A 20,472-nucleotide genomic window follows, 5' to 3' on the forward strand; every position below is an offset into this window, starting at 1 on the left:
CTCCGGATGCCGACGTGATCAGAGTTCGGCTACCCCGATACAACCCGCTGCGTGCCGGGCATTGATTGACTAGCTGGCTTTCGCTTTCCTTGAACCGCGAACTTTCGTTCTCGGCGTTCCGGCCGAAGTCGAAGTGGCTCGCCGGCGGAACACCGGCGCCACCGGTCGGCCGATCAGATGGGCTTCCGGCCCGTCCTCCAACGCCTTCTGATATACGGCGAATGCGCCATCGATGGCCTCGATGGTTCGGTCGATATCATCGTTGGTGTGCGAATAGCTTGTGACCAGTGAGGGCGCCAGCACGCCACGGCGGATTGTCTCCTGGAGAAACAATGTGCGGAACGTCTGCGACGGCACTCCGTCACGATCACAGCAGGCATAGACCATATTGGACGTCCGGCCGACGAGCCGGAAATAGCCGGCTAGTCCGCGGCGCTGCACGGCGCTTTCGATGCCGGCCTTCAGGCGACTTCCTTGGCGGTGTAGCGTCTCGATGACCGGTTCGTCACGATAGGTGTTCATGACGGCCAGGGCTGCGGCCAAAGCGTGAGTCTCGGCACCATGTGTCGTCGAAAGCAGGAAGACGCGATCGCGATCATGGTCGAGGCCGCCCAGCTCCATGATCTCGCGTCTGCCGAGCAGCGCAGAGATTGCGATGCCGTTGCCCATCGCCTTGCCGAAGGTCGACAGATCGGCCTCAATTCCATGGTGCCGTTGGGCGGAGCACTCCGGCCATCGGAAGCCCGTGATCATCTCGTCCAATATCAAGAGAGCGCCGTTCCGATGACAGAGTTCACGCAGCGTGGCGAGATATCCCGGCGCCGGCGGGACCTCTCTTTCCGCTTCGAGGATCAGGGCTGCTATCCGACCTGGATGCTGCGCAAAGAGCGCCTCCGCCGAGGACAGGTCATTGTACCGAAATCCCTGTGTCAGCTGCGCCATGGCCTGGGGAATGCCGGCGTTCATCGGTGTCATACAGATCGCCCAGTCGTCGTAAGAGAAGAAGGGGTGATCGGAGCAAACCGCTATCATGTCCCGGCCCGTGTAAGCTCGGGCAAGCCGGATTGCAGCCGTCGTGGCCGTCGATCCGTCCTTGGTGAACTTTGCCATGTCGGCGCCGGGGACAAGCGCGATCAGCCGCTCCGCGCATTCGACCTCGAGTGCCGAAGGCCGCGTAAAGTTCGTGCCTCGGGACAGCTGTTCAACTGCTGCTTCCACGACAGCTGGAAAGCCGTGGCCCAGCGACACCGCGCGCAGTCCCATTCCGTATTCGATAAATTCGTTGCCGTCGACGTCCCATACATGGCAGCCCAAGCCTCTCGAGATGAAGCCTGGCGCGAGGAGCGGATACTGATCGTCGCCCTTCGCGTAAGTATGTGCTCCGCCTGGGATCGCAGCCCGCGCTCGAAGCCGCAGCTCTCCTGACCTTCCGAAGTTGTCCTGATTCTCTTTGGAAAAAAAACGCGACCGAATATTCATTGTCAAATCCCTCTCAACGCGTGATTGTTGAAGAATGCTGTTACGCGCCGCCCGCGTCGCATTTCAGGACGCAAGAAGGTTCCCGAAGTTGAGGGTTCTCAACTTTGCTATCAGCGGTGACCAGGATTCCAGGCGATCTTTCGAATTGCTGCAGGTGCGTTCGGGCGACGCACAAGAATACTCGACCCTTTGGCAGCGCCTGGCTGGACGGACGCAGCGGCCGGGGCGGGGGCATCACCCGCTGCCCACAGCATCGTTTGGATGCCACCGTAGCATAGCCCGCCGTTATTGAGCTTCGTCAGGTTATCGAGCCACGGTCTGGCTAGGGTGCCGTGAGGTCACGTCACAGATTGAGCGGGCAATGTCTGAATTCGATCGACTCAGGACCGCAAGCTATGCAACCCAGTTCAGGGCCGCGAAAGCTGCGAGCCGGGCTCTCGACTGGCCCGTCCTCGGTATCGCAGTTGCGCTGGTTAGCGTCGTTGCGTGGGACCTAGCCCTGCTGTGGCTTGCCGTCAAACTTTGTTGGATCGTGTTCCTGTAGCAGCCCAGCCATCTCATTCACCGCATGATATTTTCCGAAACAATCCTCGCGGGCGCCTACACCGTGGAGATAGACAGGCATCAGGACAACCGAGGATACTTCGCTCGGGTGTTCTGCGCCGACACGTTCCTGGCGCATGGCCTCAAGCCTGTCGTCGCGCAGGCAAGTATCAGCTACAACGCAAAACGCGGTACCCTGCGGGGCCTGCATTTTCAGTATCCGCCCGCGGCGGAAAACAAGTATGTCCGATGCACCAAGGGGGCCGTGGCCGACGTGATCGTCGACCTGCGGCCGGAATCGGCAACCTACCTGCGACATGTCATCGTTAATCTCTCCGCGGACAATGGCCGCGGGCTCTACATTCCGGAGCGCTTCGCGCATGGCTTCGTCACGCTCACTGACGATACGGAGTTGATCTACCTGATCAGCAATTACTACACGCCAGGCGCGGAGGGCGGGTTGCCGCATGATGATCCGTCGCTTGGGATATCCTGGCCGGCGGAGGTGCGCGTGCTCTCGGATCGTGACAGGGCATGGAAGCCTCACAGCAATATCGGGGACGAGCTGAAGGCCCGCATGAACGTCGCAGTCCACAACAGGTCGTAGGTGAGGGCTCCACGTTCGCAAAAGCCAAACGTGACTTGACGACCGTCAATTGCTCTGGCCCGACCAGCGTTAGCGTGTCGGCGACTTCACAGATTGCCACGGCAGGAGCCATAGAATGCTGAAGGAAGCGACATCCACCCTCAACGTCAAGGCACCAACCGCGCATGCAACTGAGTTGAGCTGCTGTCGTTTCTGCAGTGCGCCTCTTGAACGTGTGTTTATCGATCTCGGAATGTCTCCGTTGGCAAATTCCTATCTTCGGAACGAGCAAGCCAAGCAGGACGAGCGCTTCTTTCCCTTGCGGGCTTACGTCTGCGGAGAGTGCTTCCTTGTCCAGCTCGAGGAATGGGAGGCGCCGGAGAATATCTTCGGAGACTATGCCTACTTTTCATCCTACAGCGATTCATGGCTGCAGCATGTCAAGTCCTACGTCACTCGAGTCATCGACAGATTCGGTATCGGGGCGCACAGCAAGGTCGTCGAGATCGCAAGCAACGACGGCTACCTGCTGCAGTACTTTGTCGAGGCCGATGTGCCGGTTCTAGGCATCGAGCCGGCTCAGAACGTCGCTGCCGTGGCGCGCGCGAAGGGCATTCCGACGCGTGTGGAATTCTTCGGCGAACGCGCAGCCCGTACCTTGCGACGCGAGGGGCTGCGCGCTGATCTCTTGATTGGAAATAATGTCCTGGCTCACGTGCCGAACTTGAACGACTTCGTCAAAGGCATGAGCCTTCTTCTCGCCGATGCGGGGGTTATCACGATGGAATTCCCCCATCTGATGCGTCTGTTCGACGAATGTCAGATCGACACGATCTATCACGAGCATTTTTCATACTTCTCGTTCATCGCCGTCGAGAAGATCTTTGCGGCACATGGCTTGACGTTGTTTGATGTCGAAGAGTTGCCGACCCATGGTGGTTCGTTGCGAATCTATGCGCAGCACGCCAACAAGGGATGGCATCCGATCTCCCATCGCGTCCTGGACCTCAGGCGTCGCGAAATCGACGCCGGATACGCCAATCTTGATCATTACGACGCGTTCGAAGAGCGCGCCTTGGAAACCAGGCAGAAGCTTCTGTCGTTTCTTGAAGAGGCAAAGCGACAGGGCAAGCGCGTCGTCGGGTACGGCGCCCCTGCCAAGGGCAACACTCTCTTGAACTACTGCGGCATTACCGCGGACCTCATTGAGTATACGGTCGACCGAAACCCGCACAAGCAGGGGTCGTTGCTGCCGGGATCTCACATTCCAATTTTCGAGCCTGAACGCATCAACGTGACGAAGCCGGACTACATACTCATTCTACCCTGGAACCTGAAGCGGGAGATCGTCAGCCAGTTGTCGTTCGCCCGCAGCTGGGGAGCTCAGTTCGTAGTGCCGATTCCCGAGCCCAGGATCGTGGATTGAGCCCATTGGATCCGAGGGAGAGGGCGCATGGATGATATCGCAAGGCATGCAGACCTCGCGGATCTCAGGGAGAGTGACGCGGCCGTTGACCTGTCGGCGGACAAGACCGGACGTGCACTCCACGAGTTCATTGCAGAGATGTATCCCATCTCCCGCAGCATAACGGGAGCGGGGACCCGAAGAACGATCGATCTCATCCGAAACTATATCCCGCTTACCACGTGCGAAGTACCGTCCGGCCTGCAGGTATTCGATTGGACCGTTCCACCGGAGTGGAACGTGCGTGATGCATACGTCAAGAACAGCGCCGGCGAGCGCGTGATCGACTTCAAGAAGTCGAACCTGCACCTTCTTGGTTACAGCGTCCCGGTGAGGGCGCGCATGACGCTCGACGAGCTTAGGCCTCACCTCTACTCGGACCCGGAAAAGCCGGACTGGATCCCCTATCGGACAAGCTACTACCAGAAGACCTGGGGCTTCTGTCTTCCGCACAATCAACTATTGGCAATGCCCGACGGCGAATACGAGGTCTGTGTCGATGCGGATCTTGCCGCAGGCCATCTGACGTATGGGGATTTGAGATTGCTCGGCCGGACCTCGGACGAGGTGCTGATCTCCTGCCATATCTGCCATCCGTCGCTCTGCAATGACAACCTGTCCGGGATCGCGGTCGCAACCGCGCTGGCGCAGTATCTGCGGAGGATGGAGCTCAGGTATACCTATCGCTTCGTCTTCATACCGGGCACTATCGGAGCGATCACCTGGTTGGCGCTCAACCAGGCTCATGTCGGTCGGGTGAAGCACGGATTTGTGTTGACCTGCGTCGGCGATTCGGGGGCGATGACCTACAAAAGGAGCCGCCGCGGCAACGCAGAGATTGATCGTGCCTGGTCCTACGTGCTTGAGCAGAGCGGCCAACCGCACGAAATTCAGGAGTTCTCACCTTACGGCTACGATGAGCGGCAATATTGCTCGCCTGGCTTTAACCTGCCGGTTGGGACCGTGATGCGAACGCCCTTCGGTCAGTTCGCGGAGTATCACAGCTCTGCCGATAATCTGGACTTCGTTCGCCCTGCTGCGCTGTACGATACTCTAGCGAAGGCGATAGCGGCGATCGATGTCATCGAGAACAACGCCTGCTTTCGGAACGAAAAGCCGTTCTGCGAGCCAAAATTGGGCAACTATGGCCTTTATGGTGGATTGGGCGGGCTCGCGGCCGGAGACTTCCAGATGGGGCTGCTGTGGATCCTGAACATGTCGGACGGGGATCATTCACTTCTCGACATCGCCGAACGATCCAAATTGCCCTGGGAGGTGATCAAGAAAGCCGCCGCCGCGCTCAGCCGGGCTGGTCTCATCAAGCAAGCCGAGCCCGGTCTGACAAGCTAAAGCGCGCCTGGATGCTTGATTGCATCGACGGCGGTGCCCTCCCTCTCCCGCCAGCGGGCAGGGCAATCGCATATGGATTTCACGGGGATTGTCCGCTGGCTTTGCTCCGCCTCTCCCGCTTGCGGGAGAGGCCGACGCGCTCGCAGAGCGCGGCGGGTGAGGGCTCTCGCTACGCAGGGACGTCCTCAGTTAATCTCAATAATCTCAGCGCGGATACACCCTCTCCCCAACCCTCCCCCGCAAGCGGGGGAGGGAGCCTAGTGCCGATGCCGCCGCACCGTGCGCACCATATGCGATTGCCCTGCGCCAGCGGGAGAGGGCTGGGGAGAGGGTGTATCCCAGATGGGACAATCTCCGAGAGGAGCAAGCCCTCTCCCGGCGCTTTGCGCCGACCTCTCCCGCGAGCGGGAGGTGAACGGCCCGCGGCGATCGATTGAACCTAAAGCTGCTTTAGTTTCGTCAGGGCGGGTGGTGTTTCGTCGCCGATAGAGGTTGAGACTGCTGAAGGGGTGACGAGGGCGTCCGCTGGAGGTTGCTCGCCAGCACGTCGGATCTGAGCATTCCCGGACCAGCGAGAGCTCGTGATCCAAAGGGCGGCGCTCATTACCGGCTCGGCAGCCAATGCGCTTGCATAGTGCTCGCATGCTACCGCTCCCGCATGCTCTCCTGTTTGTACCGCATGATCGGTGACAAGAGATAGCTGATGACACTGCGCGATCCAGACTTGATCTCGACGGTGGCGGCCATGCCGGGAGAAAGGCTGACACGCTTGTTCTCGATGTTCATGTAACTGCGGTCGAGCGACACCCGCGCCGCGTAGACAAGCTCCTGTCCAATGGGTTCGCTGCTTGCTGTCCCGGCACCGAAGGACTTCGCGTTATTGTTCTCCGGTGGCTTGTTGCGCGGAATGGCGTCCTGGGAGATGTTAAGGACCTTGCCATGTAGCAGTCCGTACCTGGTAAAATTGAAGGTGTCGATCTTTATGGCCGCGTCCTGGCCTGCCTCGACGAAGCCGATATCCTGGTTCGAGATCATGGCCTCGACTTCGAGATTGCTGTCGATTGGAACGATCATCATGATTGGTTGCGCCGGAGTGACCACACCGCCAACAGTGTGAACGGCGAGCTGCTGTACTATGCCGTCGATCGGTGCCGTCAGATTTTGTAGGCCGGTGTGCCGTTCGGCCTTGATGACGTCCTGGCTCAGGCCGGCAGCTTTCTGTTCCGCCTTTGCGAGCTCCTCGAACAATGCGCGTTCGTACTCGGCAATGGTTTTGTTGCGGGTCTCCACCAGGACCGCGATGGCGGCATCCGCTTCGCTAAAACGGCTTTGCTGAACGAGTATTTCCTGCCGTTGGCCGACCAGCTCCTGGTACTCCGTCAAATACTGCAGCTTGGATCCGAGTTCCTTCTGGTACAGCTGCTCGCGTATCTCGACGCGCTGCTGGAGCGGGCCGATTGTAGCCTTCAGCTTGTCGATCGACGCCCTGGAAGTGGCTCGTTCAGCTTCCCTTTGCGAGATCTGGCGATCAATCGCGGCAATCTTGGCGGCCTGCTCGGTGTTCTGGCTGACGAGAAAGCGACGATGCATCTCGGTCAGGGCAGGTGTGGTCGACGGTGGCGGGTTGAACGCCGAAGCTGGATCAGTCTTGTTTGACAGCAACGCCGTCAAACGGGCGGCGTCGAGCTGCGCACTCGTCAGGTCGCTCTTGAGGCGGTTCAGTTCTGCGGCCGTAATGGTCGCATCCAGATCGATCAAGCGCTCTCCGGCCCTGACGGTCTGGCCGTCCTGAACGTAAATTGCACGCACAACGGCGGTCTCGAATGGCTGAATGGTCTTGGTTCGATCGCTCGGGATGATCTTGCCCGGAGCGACAGCAACAATGTCGATGGTGCCAAGGCTGGCCCACAGCAAGGCGACAACGAAGCCGGCCGCGATGCTGATGACGATGGTACGTCCAATCGGCGAAGGAGGGCTCTCGACGATTTCGAGCGCTGCTGGGAGGAATGCGAGTGCTTCGCTCGGATGAGACCCGCGGGAAGGTGTCAGCCCCGCGACGGCGCGTCCGAGCTTGCGTGCGTGATCCGCGAATACAATGACAGCGCTCCCGCTGTTCGCATTCCGGGGAGGCTCCGTCGGCGCGGCCGACTGCTGCTTGGACATTGCCGGCGCGCGATCGGCGAGAGACGAAAGCATACCAGCCAGTCGTGCCCCGACGATCAGGGAGCGTTCCTTTGCACGCCGAATGAACTCCAGGCAGTATCGCGAGAAGCGCAGGAGCCGAACGGTGACGGCGCGTCGTTGGGCGACCACGACCAGTCGCCCGTCCCAATTGGCCTCGAGCTCGTGTCTTGAAATGATAGACGGCCTTTCGGCGCCAGAGGTCATCACCACAGCCTCGTGGCCATGCACCCTTCCAAGCAAGAGAAAGCCTCCGCCGCGAATCGGCAGGATGCCAGGTAAGGTCGATGTCGACAGTCCATCCCAATCGGTCAGGGCACAGCTTGCGGAAAGATCAAGCTCTTTCGCGTAGGCGAGCATCTCCGGGACATCGATAGGCGCTTGATTGAAGCGCTGGCGAATATGGTCGAGGCTGCTGTCGACACCACGCAGTCGGAGCAGGAGGTCGAACACAAACAACCCCGGATCGTCGAACGTTCTTGCGGTTGTTTGTTTCATGCGGCCTCGTCGATGCTGATGTGAGCTCCATCGTGGCGCCTGTTGGTCTCGGCGCTCGCGAAATGCGGACTATGTAAGGTCATGGAAGCCCGACTGTAGGCGGTAGAGCTTTGAATAACGTCCTCCGCGCTTGACCAGATCCTGATGAGGACCATCCTCGACCAGGCGGCCTTCTTCAATCGTGATGATCCGGTCGGCCATTCGCAAGGCCGATAGCCGATGCGCGATGATGAGTACGGTGCGGCCCTGTACGATTTTTGCCATGTTCTGTTGAACGATGTGCTCACTCTCATAGTCGAGTGCGCTGGTCGCCTCGTCAAAGATCAGGATCCGGGGATCGGTCACGAGCGCGCGTGCGATCGCAATGCGCTGACGCTGTCCGCCGGACAGGCTGCTCCCGCGTTCTCCGACGACCGTGTCGTATCCGTTCGGTAGTTGTAGAATGAAATTGTGCGCACCGGCCATCGTGGCTGCTTCAATTACACGCTCCGTCGATGTCGCGGGATCCGCGAAAGCGATATTGTCCCTGATCGAACAGTTGAAGAGGACGCTGTCCTGGAGAACCACACCGATCTGTCGGCGTAACCAGGCGGGGTCCACCTGAGTCAGGTCGATCCCATCGACCAGAACCCGGCCTCGCTCCGGGATATACAGGCGCTGCACCAGTTTGGCCAAAGTGCTCTTTCCCGATCCCGAGGAGCCCACTATTCCAATGACCTGCCTTGCCGGAATGTGCAGCTGCACATCTCGAAGGATCTCGGGCCCATCGATGCGGTAGCGAAAGGTCACCTGTTCGAACGCAATATCGCCTCGGATGGTACTCAGCGCCATTTTTCCGGGGCTGTAGACAGGCTCCGGTTCTGTATTGAGGATGTCGCCGAGGCGCGCGATCGAGAGCCTCGCTTGGTGAAAATCCTGCCAGGTTTGAGCCAATCGAAGGACCGGAGCGCTGATGCGACCGGAGATCAGATTGAAGGCAACCAATTCGCCGACGGTAAGATCGCCGGACATGACGAACCGGGCGCCGAAATAGAGGATGGCCACGCTGACCAGTTTGTTCACAAGTTGGACCGATTGGCTGGATACGTTCGCCAGGCTGATGACACGAAAGCTCGCCGCGACGTACCCGGCCAGCTGTTGCTCCCAGCGACGTTGCATCTGAGGCTCCACGGCCATCGCCTTGAGCGTTTCCATGGCGGTGACGCTCTCAACGAGAAAGGCCTGGTTCTCCGCACCCAGCTGGAATTTTTCGTCGAGCCGCCGCTGGAACAAAGGCGTCGCTCCGGCAGAAATCGCGACATAGACCGGAAGCGAGGCGAGAACGATCAAGGCTAGCGTCGGCGAGTAGAAGACCAGAACGGCAATGAAGACAACCGAAAAGGACAGGTCGATGATCAAGGTCAGAGCCGAGCTCGTCAGGAAGTTGCGGATATTTTCGAGTTCCCTGACCCGCGCGACGGAGTCACCCACCCGCCGTGCCTGGAAGTAGCCGATCGGCAACGCCAACAGGTGACGGAACAGCCGAGCGCCGAGTTCGACGTCGATGCGGTTGGTGGTATGAGAGAAAAGGTAGGTGCGCAGAATTCCAAGGATCGTTTCAAACAGCGCGGTCGCGACGAGGCCGATGGCGAGTACGTCCAGCGTGCTCATGCTGCGATGCACGAGAACCTTGTCGATAACCACCTGGAAGAAGAGCGGTGATACGAGGGCAAACAGCTGAAGGCAGAACGAGGCCGCAAGGACTTCGAGGAGCAGTCGTCGGTATTTTCGAATTGCGCCGAGAAACCACGTTATGTCGAAACGCCGCGCAAGATCGGAAAGAGAAGCTCGACGCGTCATCAGAATGACCGCGCCGTCCCAGATGGCTTCGAGTTCCATCCGCGACATCATGACCGGTTGTGGACGACCCGGCTCCAGCGCGATGACCCGCTCGTCGGTTGCCTTTCCGAAGATGAGAAATCTGTCCTCACGAAGGATGGCGAGCGCGGGCATCGGTAGACGGGAAAGCCTAGTCCAATTGGTCCTGACGACACGGGCCTTCAAGCCGAGCTCCTTGGCACAGCGGAGAACCTCGGCGACCCTGATAATAGTCCCGAATTGATGACGGATGCGCTCGGGATCCACGGCAAGGCCGTTAAATCGGAGCATCATGACCAACGCGATCAACCCCTGATCGGGGGCTGCGCCAGTTGGCTCAAGGTGCTCGGGCATCCGCGCTCCGCATGGTATCGAGCAGTTGCGCTCCGGCAGTCACGGTGCAGTTCTCGCTGATCATGAAGATATGTCGTTTTGACGCTCGAGCGCGTCCCAGACGCAGCCGGTATCCGCAGAATTGGGCAGCATTCCGACTCGAAAAGGGCCATCTCTATCCTAGGCCGCGCACCGGTACCAAGTTGACGGCCGTCAATATCGGCGCATAGCGGCCGCCTATCATCCTGCTGATGGTTGTAGTTGCAACGAGATCAGCCTTGCACCGCCCCGCCGAACACCATTCTGCAGGCGTTGGTGTCCGCCTTGCAGCGCGGCCTGTTTCGATCTCCAGACGAGGACCGCGGCGATGACGGAGCCTTCGTTCGATCTCACCGACGATGTCGCTGTTTCGGTGGCGCGCTCGCGGCTGGGTCCGGAGACACAGGTTCCGTCTTGGAGACGAGAACGGACTGACGGATCGGGTCGACGCGCTCTGAAAGTGTTGTTCGCGAACAAGTTCTTCTTTCGTAACGGCGGCTCCGAAGTCGTGATGTTCGACGAGATGGAGTTGATGCGCAGGCGGAATGTCGACGTCATCGAGTTCTCCATGAATGACGATCGAAATATTCCATCACGCTTCCAATCGTATTTCGTTTCGCAGAAATCGTATCGCGCATCATCCAGGCGCGAAAAGCTGAGATCGGCGCTGTCCTTCATTCATTCATCCGAAGCTGTCTCGCAGATCAGGCGCCTCATCCGAGATCAGAAGCCGGATGTACTGCACTGTCACAATATCTATCACCAGCTGACCCCCTCAATCGTCACGGCGGCCGCGGATATGGGGGTTCCCGTCGTTCTCACACTCCACGACTACAAACCGGTGTGCCCCGTATACACGCAGCTTAGCAACGGGCAGGTCTGTACGAGATGCGGGGATGGCGCGTTCGAGACGATTCTCGCGCGCCGCTGCGCCGACGGGTCTCTCGGGCGCAGCGCTCTGCTTTGGGCGGAGGCGCGCTATCACGCGCTGCTCGGAAGCTATCATCGCGTCGAAAAGTTCATTGCGCCGAGCAGGTTCATGTATGAAGCCATCGTCCGCAGGTTCGGTGCGGCCAAGGTGATTCATATTCCCAATGGGATAGATGCATCGCGTATCGAAACGTCCGTCGGCGACGATGAATACGCGCTGTATCTTGGTCGCTTGTCACCCGAGAAGGGCGTCGAGGATCTCCTTAAAGCCCATGCCGCAGCTCAGGGTGCCTGGCGGTTGGTGGTCGCCGGCACTGGACCGCTTCTTGATGAGTTTCGGCGGAAGTACCCGGCGGTAGAGTTCAGGGGGCACCTTACGGGCAGCGACCTTGAACGAACGATCAGCGAAGCCGGGGTGATCGTGGTGCCTTCGGTCTGGCACGAGAACAGCCCGCTCTCGATCCTCGAGGCGATGGCGCACGGTAAGCCGATCATTGCTTCGCGCATTGGCGGAATTCCCGAGATGGTCAGGGAAGGGACGACAGGTCTGCTGTTCGATCCTGGCAATGCGTCTCAACTCTCCGAAAAAGTCAGCGATCTTCTCCTCGATCGCAGCCGGCGCGAAGCGTTCGGTCGCAACGCACGGAGAATTGTCGAGGACGAGTACTCGCTCGAAGATCATGGCTCGGCATTGTTCTCGTTGTACGAGAATCTGATTGCAACAGCTGGCTTACATAGGAAAGTTGGATCATAAAATGGACCTCACCGTCATTTCGACGTTCCGCTGCAACTCCAAGTGTCAGATGTGCTACATCTGGCAAAATCCAACCGAGCCGAAGGAAGAGGTGTCGCTGGCCACGCTGTCGAAGCTTCCGTCGGGCTTCGACAATCTGAACGTGTCGGGTGGAGAGCCGACGCTTCGCAAGGACCTCGGAGAGATCATCGATCTTCTCTATCCGAAGGCAAGAGTGACGGAGATATCGTCGAACGGGCTGCATCCTGAGCGCCTCGTTCCGATCATCAAGAAGCACCCCAACATCAAGGTGCGCTTCTCGCTCGAGGGCGATCAGGAGACGAGCGACAGAATTCGCGGCGAGAAGGACGGTTACTACACCAAGATCGCCGGGCTTCGTATGCTGCGCGAGGCAGGGGGCACCGACCTTGGCTTCGCCATGGTCATCCAGGACGAAAACGTCGATCAGCTCGTCAATGTCTACGAGTTCGCTCGCAAGGAGGGATTCGAGCTGGCGACGTCGACGCTCCACAATGCGTGGCAGTTCTACAAGAACGACAATTACTTCTACGACCGGAAGGCAGTGGCCCGGAAGGTCGAGGGGCTCATTTCGGCGATGCTGCGTAGTCCGAAGCCAAAGAACTGGTTTCGGGCCTACCTGAACCTTGGCCTGATCGAGAAGATTCTTGGTCATGATCGGCTGATCCCATGCAGCGCGGGCAAGGATTTCGCTTTTATCGACCCCTGGTCGGACGTCTGGGCCTGCAACGTCCGCTCGGATCTGCCGATGGGAAATCTTGCGCGGCAATCGTGGGACGAGATCATGAACAGCGACGTCGCTCAGCAGACACGGAAGAAGGTCGCGGGCTGTGAACAGAACTGCTGGATGGTGACCACCGCGCGGACCGCGATGCGATCCAACCTGGTCCCTCAGTTTCCGAAGAGCGAGCCGCTGCTGTGGGTCCTCAAGAACAAGCTCAAGGTCTCGATGGGCAAGAGCATATGCTTTGATAGTTACATCAATTATTCCGACGTGCGCCCGTCGCCGCACGTCGAGCGAACGTCGTTCTTGAACAAGACCGTCAAGGCCCGGCTGGTCAAGGGCCGCGTGACGCCGGACGAGCATTACCCGTTGCGAACCTTTATGAACAATTAGATTGGAAGGAAGTCCAGATGAGCAGGCGTGAGATCTACATGTTCGGCTTCCGTGGCTTCCCTCAAATTCAGGGTGGTATCGAGACACACGCAGAGAATCTTGCACCAAGGGTGGTGGAGCTCGGCAGACGGGTTACCGTCTGCATGCGGTCGCCCTATGTTGCGTCGGACGTCCCCAAGGTGTGGAGGGGCGTGCGGGTACTGCGGCTGTGGACTCTGAGCAACAAGTACCTCGAGACTCTGCTCCATTCCGTGGTCTGCGCAATTGTTGCAATGGTTCGGCGTCCGGCATTGGTCCATATCCATGGCATTGGGCCTGCAATCGTAACGCCATTGCTTCGTGCCGTCGGCCTGCGGGTCGTCGTCACGCATCATGGCGAGGACTACAACAGGGAGAAATGGGGCTGGGCGGCGCGCACGGTGCTGAGGACCGGCGAAGCTCTCGGAATGCGCTACGCCAGCAAGCGCATCGCGGTCAGCCGCAGCATCGGCGAGCTTGTCATGTCCAAATATGGCAAACCCTGCGAGGTGGTGCCGAATGGCGTGGTATTCTCGGACATGCCACAGCAAAGCGAGAAGGTGGTCGAGCTGGGATTGGAGCCGGGACGATACGTATTGACGGTCGGCCGGCTTGTTCCCGAGAAGCGACAACTCGATCTGTTGCGCGCATTCCTGGCGACCGCGCTGCCCGGATGGAAGCTCGCCATAGTTGGAAAGATCGACCACCGGAACGAGTACGCGGATCAGCTGGCTAGGGAAGCGGCCGGCCACCAGAACGTCGTCATGGCCGGATTCCAGACCGGCGATGGCTTGCGACAACTCTACGCCCACGCCGCGCTGTTCGTCCTGCCGTCGTCGCATGAGGGGCTGCCGATCGTGCTGCTCGAAGCGCTCAGCTATGGATTGCCGGTGCTGGTAAGTGATATCGCACCCAACCTGGAGGTGGTGGCTGATCCCGAGCACATCTTCCATGTCGGTGATTGCGAGGAATTGGGTGCGAAGCTGTTGGCGCTGACGAAGACGCGTCCGAGTGCAACCGAACGCGAAATCGTACGCCGCGAGAGTGCGGTGCGGTACGATTGGTCCGATATCGCATTGCGCACGCTGGAGATTTACGATGACCTGCTCGGCCGCAAGCGGCAGCAGGGCAATCTGTCGCGCGCAGGCTGGGCCGGCAGCAGCGCAAGGTCGCGACAATCGGTATACGGCAGGCCCGCCAACAATTGAGCTCCTGCCAGCGACCTCGTCGACAAGTCTGGCAGCATACTGGTGCGCGCCTTGCGCTGTCCGGCTGAAGTGACGCCGCGCCCGGGCTGGCGGCGCAGAGGATTGTGGCGGCTGCTCGGAGCCTGATTTCAGGCCGGGCGGCCTCGTTCTCGTTGCTGAGATCCCGGCCTTTTGTTACCGTCCCAACTATTGGCGATAGTGCCGGTCACGATCGATGGGCCGGCGTCCAAAGCCCGCTGCCCGCGATCGAAATCCTGGCGAGCCACCAGCTCTGCGACCGGATCCGATCGCTCGACCGGCCCCCGGCACGAGCTGGATTTCTTCCATTGCCTAAATAATAGACATAGATTGGGGCTTCCGAAAGCCGTTGGACCCTGAGAGGCTCCGCGTTGGGGATTCGCAGGCCCGATGATGCTGGTCAGGTGTCGAAGCGCCGGGCGTTGCTGGAATATGTGAAAATGAACAGGGTGGATGGGCTAACGCCCGGTGAGATTGACGAGCGGATCGTTTCGATCATCGAACTGGCCGGTGAAGAGCTGATGCGCCAGTCCGATCCGTCGTTCGAGTTCGTGCCCGAGCGGATGAGAGGGGGGATCTTGACCGTTCATCAGCGCCTGAAAGCAGAGCTTGCAGCGCTCCTCAATCTGCGGACCGTATACGGCGATCTGATTGTTTGTCGCGTTGTTGCCGGCGACTATCCCTGGATCCATAACCAGTTATCGCCATATCAACATTTGAGGCTCGCGTGGCTTCAGCTCACGCAGCTGAGCAGCATGTTCGATCGTTCCAGGACCGAGCTTGATCGCCTTCACAACGAAACGTTAGAGTTGCTTTCTATCGACGTCGAAAGGGACGTTGCTGATGGCTCTCCTGAAGCGGTTGAGCGGAGCGCACGGGCAGATCGCTGGTTCGAAGTCATGCCGCAACCTGGAGCGTCAGCGTCGGCGACCATGAGGATTGCAAGCGAGTTGTCGACTGACGTAGTCGTTGCCGAGTATTGTGACGCTGCGCGGCGCGATCTATTGGAACAGATCGACGCGACGATACGAATCGTTGGTTCCAGCATTGCTTGTTTCTTGTCGCGCCACGGGGCCGAGCTGGTCGACCTCATTGGTCGTTACAACGACATGATCGAGAACATCCAGCCCCGAAAGTGACACGAAGAAGTTCGAACTTTCGATAATACGAAAGCTCCATTCATCCTTCAGATTTGGCTTCATGGGTTCCGACTCGCAGGCGACTGGCCGTTACCCTGTCCGCGACGGAAACGAGTTCGTAGCTCACTCTTTGCCCTTCGATGAGCGTTGGCAGCCCAGCTTCTTCGACGGCGGACATATGAACGAATATGTCCTTGCCTCCGCCGTCGGGCCTTATGAAGCCGTAGCCCTTGAACTTGTTGAACCAGACTACGAATCCGTTAGCCATACGTCGAGCCCAGGCCTCTGCTTGCTTCAACCGCTGCTACGCCTTAGTCGGGGGAGGGGCTGAGCTTCGTTCATCTGGATTGAGCCGGTGCTGCAAAATGCCGCGCACAACCGGAACTCTGCGTCGAAAGCTCGTATCCTCACATTCTCAATATGCCGAGCCCTGCCGTGCGAATATCCTGCGCTGATGCGCAACGCGCCTTCTGGTTTGCCTACGCTGTGGGCGCAAGCGCCTCAATACATTGCGTCGGCCGATAACCCAGAGGGCTACGCCGCATCTCGCTCTTGGATGCAAACTCATTGAAAATTGATTGCGTTCCAATGGGTCAGGTAAATTCAAAAGAGAATATGGAGGGCCTCTCAGCATACCTCACCGGCGCAACCGGCGGGGCGAGGGCGGTCCGCAACTGTGCGCTTGAGAGAAGTGTCAGTCAGTGGCGGACATTGAGACGGAAATCAGCTCATGAGATGAAAAGATCGGAGCGGGAGCTTCAGCCTGCTGGCAATTTTTCTCACCGCTTGTGGCGTTCGTCCAAGACGTCGCGAGACAGCGTACAAGCTCTTCCCTTCCAAGATGAGCAACCTCACCTGCTCGATTTCGTGATGGCTCCATGGCGGAGCAAGCTTCTGCTTGTTGGTCTGCAGGGACGACACTGTCTCGCTCCTTTTCAGGCGGTTGAGAGGGCGTTTGCCGAAGGGGCAGCGCAGCAGATCTCGGTTGCGCAACTCCTCGCGGCTGCGTCTTTGCTGTTTGCTCCGGCGGCTCAGGAGGTGCCCTCGCACTATTCCCGATGCTCCCGGACTGCCTTGCGCGAAGGAAGCTATCGGAACAAGGCGGTGCGGAATCTGATCACCGTCAAGTTGCAGGATGGCCGCCGGCGTCGATAGCCTACGTGCGATGGCGCTGCGAGGGCAATGTCGACTTCGCGATGATCAGGAACCGTTGCCGGCGCAGGAAAATTCTCCTGTGTGAATGATCGCCGATTTGTGCGCGATCGGTTCCGCCCTCCCGCGTCGCTGAGCGGCGTGTTCACCGAGAATCCGTTCGGTCGGTGTCGGCGCAAATTGCGCCGTTGTCGCGATGGGGCGAGAGCAGCAAGCTTTGACAGTGCAGACAAAGTCGTATCGGTGCATCTTGCGCTGCTCGCTGCGAGCGCGCTCGCCTTCTCGCAGATGAAGCCGGTGGCGGCGACGATCACTCGCGTGCTGAAGGATCTGGATGGTCCGCGAGATGACAGCCGAGCGGGGCTCGACGCGGTTTGCCTGCCTGCCGCCTTCGTAAGCTGCGTGCTGGAATGAAATGCAGAGAGTTGAGCCATTAGGCGCGCTTATGTCGCGAATATTTACTTCCAATTTTACTTCGCGAAATCCCGTCAATAGCCTCAAGCGCAATTGATCACATCCGCAGGGATCGCTGAAGATCGTTGCGGCCGCTCATCGTAACCAACGAGGGTTGCCATGCTTGACAGGGACAAGGGGAATGTTGGTGCCAACCAGGCCGAAGCGGAGCCGGCGGAAGTAAGAAAACTGAGCCGCCGCAGCCTGTTGAAGAGTGCCGCAGCGGTCGCAGGCGCGGCCGTCGGCTCGGACGCGATCCGCGGCTTCCCGACCATCTGGGCGCAGGAGATCAAGGACATCGAGCTCCGCCACGTCGGCGTCTCCTATTCGGTGGTGAAGGCGATAGGCGACCAGGCCGCCAAGGATCTCGGCTTCAAGGTGACGATGCAGAACCTCGATACCTCCGCCGCCATCAACCGCTTCATTAGCCAGCCTAATACGGTGGACATCGCCGACCTCGAAGGCTGGCAGGCCAAGCTCGCCGCCAAGCGCGGCGTGATCCAGGGCATTCAGGTCAAGAAGATCAAGGAGTTCGACAACATCCTGCCGATCTTCACCAAGGGCGAGATCGATGGCCACAAGATCCCGCGCCAGGGCATCTCGCCCTATGAGGCCATGTATATCGCCAAGCCCGATTCCACCGATCTGCACGACGGCGTCACCGAGTGGGCGACCTTCCTGCCGCAAGTCTACAACGCCGATTCCATCGGCTATCGTCCCGACCTCGTCGGCCACGAGGTGACCGAGTGGAAGGACCTGATCGATCCCAAGTTCAAGGGCAAGGCCGCGATCCTCGACGTGCCCGCGATCGGCATCATGGACGCCGCGCTCTGCTTCGAAAGCGCCGGACTGATCAAGTACGGCAACAAGGGCAACATGACCAAGGAGGAGATCGACTTCACCTGCAACAAGCTGATCGAGCTGAAGAAGCAGGGCCAGTTCCGTGCGACCTGGACCACCTTCGACCAGTCGGTGCAGCTCATGGCTGCGGGGGAAGTGGTCATCCAGTCGATGTGGTCGCCGGCGGTCGCGGCGGTGCGCGTCAAGGAAATTCCCTGCGTCTACGCGCCGGTCAACGTCAAGAACGGCAAGGAAGGCTATCGGGGCTGGTGCAACGGCATGGGCCTGATGAAGCATCTCTCCGGCAAGAAGCTCGATGCGGCCTATGAATATCTCAACTGGTACCTGTCCGGCTGGCAGGGCGGCTTCGTCGCGCGCTACGGCTATTACAGCCCGGTGCCCTCGACCGCGAAGAAATTCCTGACCCCGGCCGAATGGGCGTTCTGGTACGAGGGGCAGCCGGCGCCGGAGGTGGTCAACGATCCCTACGGTGTGCCGATGGAGAAGGCCGGCACCAAGCGTGACGGCGGCTCGTTCCTCGATCGCGTCAAGAACATCTCGTGCTGGAACACGCTGATGGACGAAGCGGCGTACATGAACAAGCGCTGGAACGACTTCAAGGTGGCCTGAAACCTGCTTTCCCCGACCTGAAGCGATGCGCCGGCGCCGTCACGCGCCGGTGCGAGAAGACCGACTTCGAGGCGTTTGCCGCTATGCAGTCCAGTCAAACTCCGCCACGCGCAAATCTCGCCGGCTGGCTCTATGTCGCGCCGCTTGTCCTGGTGCTCGTGCCGTTCTTCGTTGCGCCGATCCTGGTGGTGCTGGCGGCGAGCTTCTTCGCCACCGACGGCTTTGGCGGGCTGACACCGGGCTTCACGCTGGCAAGCTACGTCGAGGTCCTGCATTCGGCGCTGACGCTGAAGCTGTATCTGGCGACGATCAAGTTCACGGTCCTGACCTGGATCTTCACGTTGATCATCGGCTTTTTCGTCGCTTACTTCCTGGTGTTCCACGTCCGTAACCAGTTGCTCGCGATCGGCCTGTTCCTCTTGTGCACAGTGCCGTTCTGGACCTCGAACATCATCCGGATGATTTCCTGGATTCCGCTCCTGGGCAAGGAAGGCCTGATCAACCAGGCGCTGCTTGGAATGGGCGTGATCCGTCAGCCGCTGGAGGTGCTGCTGTTCTCCGATCTCGCGGTGGTGATCGCCTATGTCCATCAGCTCACGATCTTCATGATCGTGCCGATCTTCAATTCCATGGCGCGGATCGACAAGAAGCTGATCGAGGCCGCGATCGACGCCGGCGCCAGCCGTTTCGACATCATGCGCCTGGTCGTGGTGCCGATGTCCAAGAGCGGCATCGCGCTCGGCACCATCTTCGTGGTCTCGATCGTGATGGGCGACTTCTTCGTGGTCAAGGTGATGTCCGGCGGCGGATCGGCGTCGGTGGTCAGCGCCTTCTACGAGGACGTGGGCGTGCTGCAATATCCGACTGCGGCGGCCAGTGCCGTGCTGCTGACGCTGGTGCTGGTCGCGATCGTCTCGCTGATCCTCCGCACCGTGGATATCCGGCAGGAGATCACGCGATGAGCGCGGTTCTCGCCGACACGCCAAAGTCCGACGTGTCGAAGACGGTCGCGCCCGCGACGACCAAAGCGATCGCGCCGAGCAAGGGCGGCCGGCCCTGGACGTTCTACGTGCTGGCGACGCTGTTCGCCTTCTATGTCATCGCGCTCTACGGCCCAATGTTCTGCATCTACATCCTCTCGTTCCAGGACATCCGCGGCGGACTTGTGTTTCCGATGAAGGGTCATTCGCTGCACTGGTTCGTCGACCTCTTCACGCAGGTGCGGACAGGCGACGTCATGGGGTCTTTCGACCGCTCGATCAAGCTTGCGGTCATCGTCACCATCATCACTGTGGTGGTGTCGTTCCTCGCCGGCCTCGGCTTTCGCAAGCGATTTCGCGGCGACACCTTTGTCTTCTACATGATGATCGGCAGCCTGGTCGCACCCGGCCTCGTGCTCGGTCTCGGGACGGGACTTTTGTTCCAGGCGCTCGGGCTGAATGCGAGCTGGTACACGTCGGCACTGGGCGCGCAGCTGTCCTGGACGTTGCCGTTCGGCGTGCTCGTGATGTTCGCGGTGATGTCGCGCTTCAACCACGTCTGGGAGGAGGCGGCGTACGATCTCGGCGCCAGCCGTTGGCAGTCGATCCGGCTGGTGATGATCCCGGTGCTGGCGCCCGGTCTCGTCGCGGTTGCGCTGTTCGGCTTCACGCTGTCCTACGACGAGTTTGCGCGCAGCCTGCAGACGGCAGGCTCGCTGAACACGCTGCCGCTGGAAATCTGGAGCATGACGCTGAACGTCACCTCGCCCTCGCTCTACGCGCTCGGCACGGTGACCACCATCGTCTCCTTCGTCGTCATCGGTGCGAGCCTCGGCACCATCGTGCTGATCCAGAAAAGGCGCGGGAGCGCGACAAAGGGTTAG

General features: G+C 59.7%; 15 protein-coding genes. 11 read left to right on the forward strand and 4 right to left on the reverse strand.

Annotated elements, in window-relative coordinates; translation table 11 throughout:
• Positions 1–69 precede the first annotated feature (69 nt).
• Entirely contained in the window at positions 70–1,479 is a 1,410-nt protein-coding gene (locus FJV43_RS31105; protein WP_239622836.1) for a glutamate-1-semialdehyde 2,1-aminomutase, read from the reverse strand.
• 568 nt (positions 1,480–2,047) lie between these two features.
• Between FJV43_RS31105 and FJV43_RS31110 the strand changes: the two genes are divergently transcribed.
• The 3 genes from FJV43_RS31110 (at position 2,048) to FJV43_RS31120 (ending at position 5,423) form a co-directional block, all read left to right on the forward strand.
• Complete coding sequence (locus FJV43_RS31110) at positions 2,048–2,629, forward strand: dTDP-4-dehydrorhamnose 3,5-epimerase family protein (protein WP_239622837.1); 582 nt, start codon at positions 2,048–2,050, stop codon at positions 2,627–2,629.
• Positions 2,630–2,861: 232 nt separating this feature from the next.
• Positions 2,862–4,034: a class I SAM-dependent methyltransferase gene (locus tag FJV43_RS31115; protein WP_239629689.1), complete on the forward strand. Its 1,173-nt coding sequence runs from the start codon at positions 2,862–2,864 to the stop codon at positions 4,032–4,034.
• Positions 4,035–4,061: 27 nt separating this feature from the next.
• Positions 4,062–5,423 carry a DUF4910 domain-containing protein gene (locus tag FJV43_RS31120; RefSeq protein WP_345946108.1) on the forward strand — a complete coding sequence of 454 codons (1,362 nt, stop codon included), beginning with the start codon at positions 4,062–4,064 and terminating at the stop codon, positions 5,421–5,423.
• 645 nt (positions 5,424–6,068) lie between these two features.
• Here FJV43_RS31120 and FJV43_RS31125 read toward each other — a convergent pair.
• Positions 6,069–8,102, reverse strand: a complete 2,034-nt coding sequence (locus tag FJV43_RS31125) for an HlyD family type I secretion periplasmic adaptor subunit (protein ID WP_239622838.1) — start codon at positions 8,100–8,102, stop codon at positions 6,069–6,071.
• A gap of 69 nt (positions 8,103–8,171) precedes the next feature.
• Positions 8,172–10,313: a type I secretion system permease/ATPase gene (locus FJV43_RS31130; RefSeq protein ID WP_239622839.1), complete on the reverse strand. Its 2,142-nt coding sequence runs from the start codon at positions 10,311–10,313 to the stop codon at positions 8,172–8,174.
• A gap of 346 nt (positions 10,314–10,659) precedes the next feature.
• Between FJV43_RS31130 and FJV43_RS31135 the strand changes: the two genes are divergently transcribed.
• From FJV43_RS31135 to FJV43_RS31150, 4 genes are all read left to right on the forward strand, one after another.
• Positions 10,660–12,015 (forward strand): glycosyltransferase family 4 protein, encoded by a 1,356-nt coding sequence (locus FJV43_RS31135; RefSeq protein ID WP_239622840.1) that lies wholly within the window; start codon positions 10,660–10,662, stop codon positions 12,013–12,015.
• A gap of 1 nt (position 12,016) precedes the next feature.
• A complete protein-coding gene (locus FJV43_RS31140; protein WP_239622841.1) occupies positions 12,017–13,150 on the forward strand; it encodes a radical SAM protein in 1,134 nt (377 codons plus the stop codon).
• A gap of 17 nt (positions 13,151–13,167) precedes the next feature.
• Positions 13,168–14,376 (forward strand): glycosyltransferase family 4 protein, encoded by a 1,209-nt coding sequence (locus FJV43_RS31145; protein ID WP_239622842.1) that lies wholly within the window; start codon positions 13,168–13,170, stop codon positions 14,374–14,376.
• 389 nt (positions 14,377–14,765) lie between these two features.
• Complete coding sequence (locus FJV43_RS31150; RefSeq protein WP_239622843.1) at positions 14,766–15,533, forward strand: hypothetical protein; 768 nt, start codon at positions 14,766–14,768, stop codon at positions 15,531–15,533.
• 40 nt (positions 15,534–15,573) lie between these two features.
• Here FJV43_RS31150 and FJV43_RS31155 read toward each other — a convergent pair whose 3' ends face one another.
• Positions 15,574–15,801: a cold-shock protein gene (locus tag FJV43_RS31155; RefSeq protein ID WP_239622844.1), complete on the reverse strand. Its 228-nt coding sequence runs from the start codon at positions 15,799–15,801 to the stop codon at positions 15,574–15,576.
• A gap of 968 nt (positions 15,802–16,769) precedes the next feature.
• Here FJV43_RS31155 and FJV43_RS31160 point away from each other — a divergent pair.
• The 4 genes from FJV43_RS31160 to FJV43_RS31175 all read left to right on the forward strand — a co-directional run bounded on the left by FJV43_RS31160 (position 16,770) and on the right by FJV43_RS31175 (position 20,472).
• On the forward strand, positions 16,770–17,099 hold the full coding sequence (locus tag FJV43_RS31160) for a hypothetical protein (RefSeq protein ID WP_239622845.1): 330 nt from the start codon (positions 16,770–16,772) through the stop codon (positions 17,097–17,099).
• 159 nt (positions 17,100–17,258) lie between these two features.
• A complete protein-coding gene (locus FJV43_RS31165; protein WP_239622846.1) occupies positions 17,259–18,608 on the forward strand; it encodes an extracellular solute-binding protein in 1,350 nt (449 codons plus the stop codon).
• An 83-nt stretch (positions 18,609–18,691) separates the two neighbouring features.
• The gene (locus FJV43_RS31170; RefSeq protein ID WP_131873139.1) at positions 18,692–19,570 is read left to right on the forward strand and encodes an ABC transporter permease; all 879 of its coding nucleotides are present in this window, start codon (positions 18,692–18,694) and stop codon (positions 19,568–19,570) included.
• The gene (locus FJV43_RS31175; RefSeq protein WP_239622847.1) at positions 19,567–20,472 is read left to right on the forward strand and encodes an ABC transporter permease; all 906 of its coding nucleotides are present in this window, start codon (positions 19,567–19,569) and stop codon (positions 20,470–20,472) included. Before FJV43_RS31170 ends, FJV43_RS31175 begins: the two co-directional genes overlap by 4 nt.

The sequence above is a fragment of the Bradyrhizobium sp. I71 genome (genome assembly GCF_022354745.1).
Lineage (GTDB): Bacteria > Pseudomonadota > Alphaproteobacteria > Rhizobiales > Xanthobacteraceae > Bradyrhizobium > Bradyrhizobium liaoningense.

What these genes read in the sequence shown, in the direction of transcription:
- FJV43_RS31125 (WP_239622838.1), bottom strand. Translation starts at nt 8,102, where the DNA reads ATGAAACAAACAACCGCAAGAACGTTCGACGATCCGGGGTTGTTTGTG.
- FJV43_RS31120 (WP_345946108.1), top strand. Translation starts at nt 4,062, where the DNA reads ATGGATGATATCGCAAGGCATGCAGACCTCGCGGATCTCAGGGAGAGT.
- FJV43_RS31105 (WP_239622836.1), bottom strand. Translation starts at nt 1,479, where the DNA reads ATGAATATTCGGTCGCGTTTTTTTTCCAAAGAGAATCAGGACAACTTC.
- FJV43_RS31110 (WP_239622837.1), top strand. Translation starts at nt 2,048, where the DNA reads ATGATATTTTCCGAAACAATCCTCGCGGGCGCCTACACCGTGGAGATA.
- FJV43_RS31140 (WP_239622841.1), top strand. Translation starts at nt 12,017, where the DNA reads ATGGACCTCACCGTCATTTCGACGTTCCGCTGCAACTCCAAGTGTCAG.
- FJV43_RS31135 (WP_239622840.1), top strand. Translation starts at nt 10,660, where the DNA reads ATGACGGAGCCTTCGTTCGATCTCACCGACGATGTCGCTGTTTCGGTG.
- FJV43_RS31165 (WP_239622846.1), top strand. Translation starts at nt 17,259, where the DNA reads ATGCTTGACAGGGACAAGGGGAATGTTGGTGCCAACCAGGCCGAAGCG.
- FJV43_RS31155 (WP_239622844.1), bottom strand. Translation starts at nt 15,801, where the DNA reads ATGGCTAACGGATTCGTAGTCTGGTTCAACAAGTTCAAGGGCTACGGC.
- FJV43_RS31145 (WP_239622842.1), top strand. Translation starts at nt 13,168, where the DNA reads ATGAGCAGGCGTGAGATCTACATGTTCGGCTTCCGTGGCTTCCCTCAA.
- FJV43_RS31130 (WP_239622839.1), bottom strand. Translation starts at nt 10,313, where the DNA reads ATGCCCGAGCACCTTGAGCCAACTGGCGCAGCCCCCGATCAGGGGTTG.
- FJV43_RS31175 (WP_239622847.1), top strand. Translation starts at nt 19,567, where the DNA reads ATGAGCGCGGTTCTCGCCGACACGCCAAAGTCCGACGTGTCGAAGACG.
- FJV43_RS31170 (WP_131873139.1), top strand. Translation starts at nt 18,692, where the DNA reads ATGCAGTCCAGTCAAACTCCGCCACGCGCAAATCTCGCCGGCTGGCTC.
- FJV43_RS31115 (WP_239629689.1), top strand. Translation starts at nt 2,862, where the DNA reads ATGTCTCCGTTGGCAAATTCCTATCTTCGGAACGAGCAAGCCAAGCAG.